The 4622-nt window shown below is 64.5% G+C and carries 3 protein-coding genes; all 3 read right to left on the bottom strand.

Translation table 11 applies throughout. The features are described from left to right. Positions 1 to 783 (bottom strand): 2,3,4,5-tetrahydropyridine-2,6-dicarboxylate N-succinyltransferase (locus Q0D45_RS21015; protein WP_366946518.1); only part of this gene is annotated, 783 nt, incomplete at its 3' end. 42 nt (positions 784 to 825) lie between these two features. Beyond that, the gene (gene glnD, locus Q0D45_RS21010) at positions 826 to 3516 is read right to left on the bottom strand and encodes a [protein-PII] uridylyltransferase (RefSeq protein WP_293397704.1); all 2691 of its coding nucleotides are present in this window, start codon (positions 3514 to 3516) and stop codon (positions 826 to 828) included. Positions 3517 to 3666: 150 nt separating this feature from the next. Next, entirely contained in the window at positions 3667 to 4452 is a 786-nt protein-coding gene (map, locus tag Q0D45_RS21005; RefSeq protein WP_293397702.1) for a type I methionyl aminopeptidase, read from the bottom strand. Between the last annotated feature and the right edge of the window lie 170 nt (positions 4453 to 4622).

Below are 4622 nucleotides of genomic sequence, written 5' to 3'. Positions count from 1 at the left end.
GCCGGATCGACTGCCGCGTCCTTGCCGTGCGTCTGCTGATAGCGATTGGCCGCGGTCGACATCGCGATCGTCGCCGTCCCGGGGCAGCGAACCGGCGACGACCACCGAGCCGGCCGGCACGCGGCCATAGCTGACGGTGTTCTTCTCGCGATCGAAGATCGGCGTCGACTGGCCGATGAACACGCCCATCGAGATCACCGCGCCCTTCTCGACGATCACGCCTTCGACGATTTCCGAACGGGCGCCGATGAAGCAGTCGTCCTCGATGATCGTCGGCGCTGCCTGCAGCGGTTCAAGCACGCCGCCGATGCCGACGCCGCCGGACAGGTGGACGTTGGCGCCGATCTGCGCGCAGGAGCCGACCGTGGCCCAGGTGTCGACCATCGTGCCCTTGCCGACGTAGCCGCCGATATTGACGAAGCTCGGCATCAGGATCGCGCCCGGCGCGATGTAGGCGCCACGGCGTACCGAGGCCGGCGGCACGATGCGCGCGCCCTGTGCCTTGAAGCGCTCGGCGGTCCAGCCGGCGTACTTGAGCGGCACCTTGTCGTAGCCCATCAAGGGGCCCATTTCCATCGGCGTGTTGTCATGCAGGCGGAAGTACAGCAGCACGGCTTTCTTCAGCCAGTCGTTGACTTGCCAGCCAGCCGCAACAGGTTCGGCGACGCGGGCCGCACCCGAGTCCAGCAGTTCGATCGCGGCTTCTACGGCAGCGGCTACAGCAGTGTTCGAGGCATCCAGCGTGGCGCGGTCGTCCCAGGCGCTCTCGACGATCGCCTTCAATTCTTGATTGTTCAAGCAGTCTCTCGGTTGTTCTATTCGATTTTATTTATGGGTGCTTTCAGCGCTGTTCAGCGTGCGGGTCAGCACTTCGCGCAGTTCGTCCAGCACCTTCTCGTTGGTAATCGGCTGGTGCTGCCGATCGGTGATGTAGAACACGTCCTCGGCGCGCTCGCCGATGGTCGCGATCTTGGCGGCATCAAGCAGGATGCCGCGCTTGTGGAACACGCGGCCGATCAGCGACAGCAAGCCTGGCTGGTCGGCGGTCACCAGTTCCAGCATGGTCCGGCCGTGGGCGGTGTCCTGGCTGAAATGGATGTTGGTCGGCGTGTCGAAGTGGCGCAGGCGCGTGGCGCGGCGGCGGTTGACATCGACGACCGAGATCGACGGATCCGCCAGTACCTTGCGCAGCGCACTACCGATTTCCTCGAAGCGATGCACGTTCTCGATCGGCGTGCCGTCGCCTTCCATGACCACGAAGGAATCGAGCGCGTAGCCATCGGCCGTGGTGTTGATGCGGGCGTCGAGAATGTTCAGGCCCAGCTTGGCGAGCACGCCGGTCGACAGGCCGAACAGGTGATCGCGATCGCGCATGTAGACGAACACCGTGGTGCCGCGGCCATCCAAGGTGCGGACCAGGATCAGCGGCAGCTGGTCCTCGGTGGTGTTGGCGATCGCGGCCAGATGCCAGACCAGTTCGGCCGGCGAGTGGCGCAGGAAATAGTCCGGCGTGAAGCGACCCCAGATGCGATCGGTCAGCGCGCCGTCGACATCCCTTGCCCCCGGCAGTGCATAGGCCGTGCGGCGCTGTTCGGCGACCTTCTCGGCGATGGTCATCGGGTTGTCGAGCCCGCGCTCCAGCGCCCGGCCGGCGCTGTGATACAGCTCGCGCAGCAGGCTTTCGCGCCAGGAATTCCACAGCGCCGGATTGGTCGCACGGATGTCGGAGACGGTCAGTACCAGCAGGTAATCGAGGCGGCTGCGGTTGCCCACCTTGGTCGCGAACGCGGTGACGATTTCCGGGTTGGAAATGTCCTGGCGCTGTGCGGTCAGCGACATCAGCAGATGGTTGCGGACCAGCCAGCAGACCAGCTCGGCATCGGTATGGGACAGGCCGTGGGCGAGGCAGAATTTCTCCGCTTCCACCGCGCCGGCTTCCGAGTGATCGCCGCCGGAACCCTTGCCGAGATCGTGATAGAGGCCGGCAACGTAGAGCAGGTCCTGGCGCGCAATACGGCCCATCACGTCGCTGAAGAACGGCAGCTCGTGATGGAACAGCGTCATGTTCAGGCGCCGCAGATTGCGCACCAGGCGCAGCGTGTGTTCATCAACGGTCAGCGTGTGGAACAGGTCGTACTGCATGTGGCCGATGATCTGACCGAACACCGGCAGATAGCGGCCGAGCACGCCGTAGCGGTTCATCCGCCGCAGCGCACGCGTCAGCCCAGGCCCTTGCTGGAACATGCCGATGAACAGGCTGCGGCTGCGCAATTCGCTGCGCACGCTGTCGTCGATCAGGCGGCGATCGCGGCGAATCAGGCGCAGGGTGCCGGTGGTGATGCCTTCGATCTTCGGATGCTGCTGCATCAGCGCGAACACTTCGATCAGCGCCGACGGGGCCTTCTGGAACACATCGTCGGCGCGGGCTTCGATATAGCAGCCGCGCAGCTGGAAGCGCGAGTTCAGTGGCTTGGGTTCGAGATCCTGGCCCTTGCCGAGGATCGCTTCTTCGAACAGCTGCAGCAGCATGTCGTTCAGGCAGCTCAGACTTTTGATCGTCCGGTAGTACAGCTGCATGAACTGCTCGACGGCGCGATTGCGGTCCGGGTCTTCGTAGCCGAACAAGGTGGCGATCTTGTTCTGGTGATCGAACAGCAGCCGGTCTTCATGGCGGCCGGTGATCATGTGTAGCGCGAAGCGCACCCGCCAGAGGAAATCCTGGCCGGCAAACAATTCGTCGCATTCGGTCTTGGTCAAGAAACCGCGCTCGCGCAGCTCCGTGAGCGAAGACGCGCCGAAATGCCGCTTGGCCACCCAGGCCACGGTATGGATGTCGCGCAGGCCGCCGGGGCTTTCCTTGACGTTCGGCTCCAGCTTGTAGGCGCTGTCGTCGTACTTCGCGTGGCGAGCCTGCTGCTCGGCAACCTTGGCGCGGAAGAAGGCATCGACCGGCCACATGTGCTCCGGCCGCATCGCTTCCTGCAGCGCGGCGAACAGGCTCAGGTCGCCGATCAGCGGCCGGGCTTCGGTCAGATTGGTGATGACGGTGACATCGCTGGCCGCCAGTTCGGCGCATTGGGGCACGCTGCGCACGGCTGAACCGACATCGAGGCCGATGTCCCACAGGAAGGCGAAGAAGTTTTCCAGCTGCGACTTCGAGGCTTCCAGCGAGGCCTCGTCGAACAGCACCAGCAGATCGATATCCGAATACGGCAGCAGTTCGCCGCGGCCGTAACCGCCGACGGCCATCAGCGCCAGACCGCCCGAGGACTGCGGTAGGAACTGCGTCCAGGCTTCGCGCAGCACTTCGTCGACCAGATGGGCGCGGGCGTGGACCAGCGAATCGGCCGGCGTGCCTTCATGGAACAGACCAACCAGCCGCTCGCGGCCCCAGGCCAGGGTTTCGCGGAACGCGATGATCGGCTTGCCGCCATCGGCGCGCAGGCGGTTGCGGACGCGGCGTGCGGAGAAGACGGCGATGCTTTCGTCTTCGTTCAGCTCGATTTCAGCGCCCATGAAACAGTGTCCAGTGATAAGTGGCCAGTGGCCAGTGGCCCTTGGAATCAGAGCATTCTGCGGATCGCAGGTGATTCCTGCTTGAAGAGCGGACGGCGCCTGCCGCACGATCTCTGACGACTGACCGCTGGACACTGACCACAGCCGTCTTCAAACGGCCTCCCCTTCGCGCAGGGTCAGGATTTCGTAGCCGGTTTCGGTGACCAGGATGGTGTGTTCCCACTGTGCCGACAGCGAATGGTCCTTGGTGACCACGGTCCAGCCATCCGGCAGCAGCCTGACTTCGGCCTTGCCGGCGTTGAGCATCGGTTCGATCGTGAAGGTCATGCCCGGCACCAGTTCCATGCCGGTGCCGACGCGGCCGTAATGCACCACCTGCGGATCTTCATGAAAGATCCGGCCGATGCCGTGGCCGCAGTAGTCACGGACGATCGAATAGCCGCGCGATTCGGCAATCGTCTGGATCGCCGCGCCGATGTCGCCGAGGCGCGCGCCCGGCTTGACCTTGCGGATGCCGGCCAGCATCGCCTCACGCGTGGTTTCGGTCAGCCGCTTGGCGAGGATGGTCGGCTCGCCGATGTAGAACATCTGGCTGGTGTCGCCGTGCCAGCCGTCGATGATCACGGTGACATCGATATTCAGCGCGTCACCGCGCTTCAAGGCCTTGTTGGCCGGGATGCCATGGCAGACGACGTGATTGAGCGAGGTGCAGACCGACTTCGGAAACGGCATCCGGCCGTGGCCGCCGCCGTAGCCGAGTGGGGCGGGGATGCCCTTCAGATCGTTGACGATGTAGTCATGACAAAGCTGATCGAGCGCCTCGGTGGTCACGCCGGCCTTCACATGCGGCGCGATCATGGTCAACACGGAGGCTGCTGCCCGGCCGGCGGCGCGCATGCCGTCGCGCTCTTCCGGATTCTTGATGGTTACCGACATGTAAGATTTCGTGCCTGCTGCTGGGGGGAGATGCGGCGGTCGCCGCGCGCTGTCCGGATGGGGCCGCAAGGGGCGGGTGGTCAGCGTCGAGCGGCGTATGGTATAAAGCGCGCCGCCGCAAGGCAATGCAACCATCGCGCCGTCATTTCAAAGGCTTGATGGGAGCAGGC

This window comes from Nevskia sp. (assembly GCF_023266035.1).
Taxonomy (GTDB): domain Bacteria; phylum Pseudomonadota; class Gammaproteobacteria; order Nevskiales; family Nevskiaceae; genus Nevskia.
The sequence above is the reverse complement of the archived record's forward strand: the minus strand, read 5'-3'. Positions and strand labels throughout refer to the sequence as shown.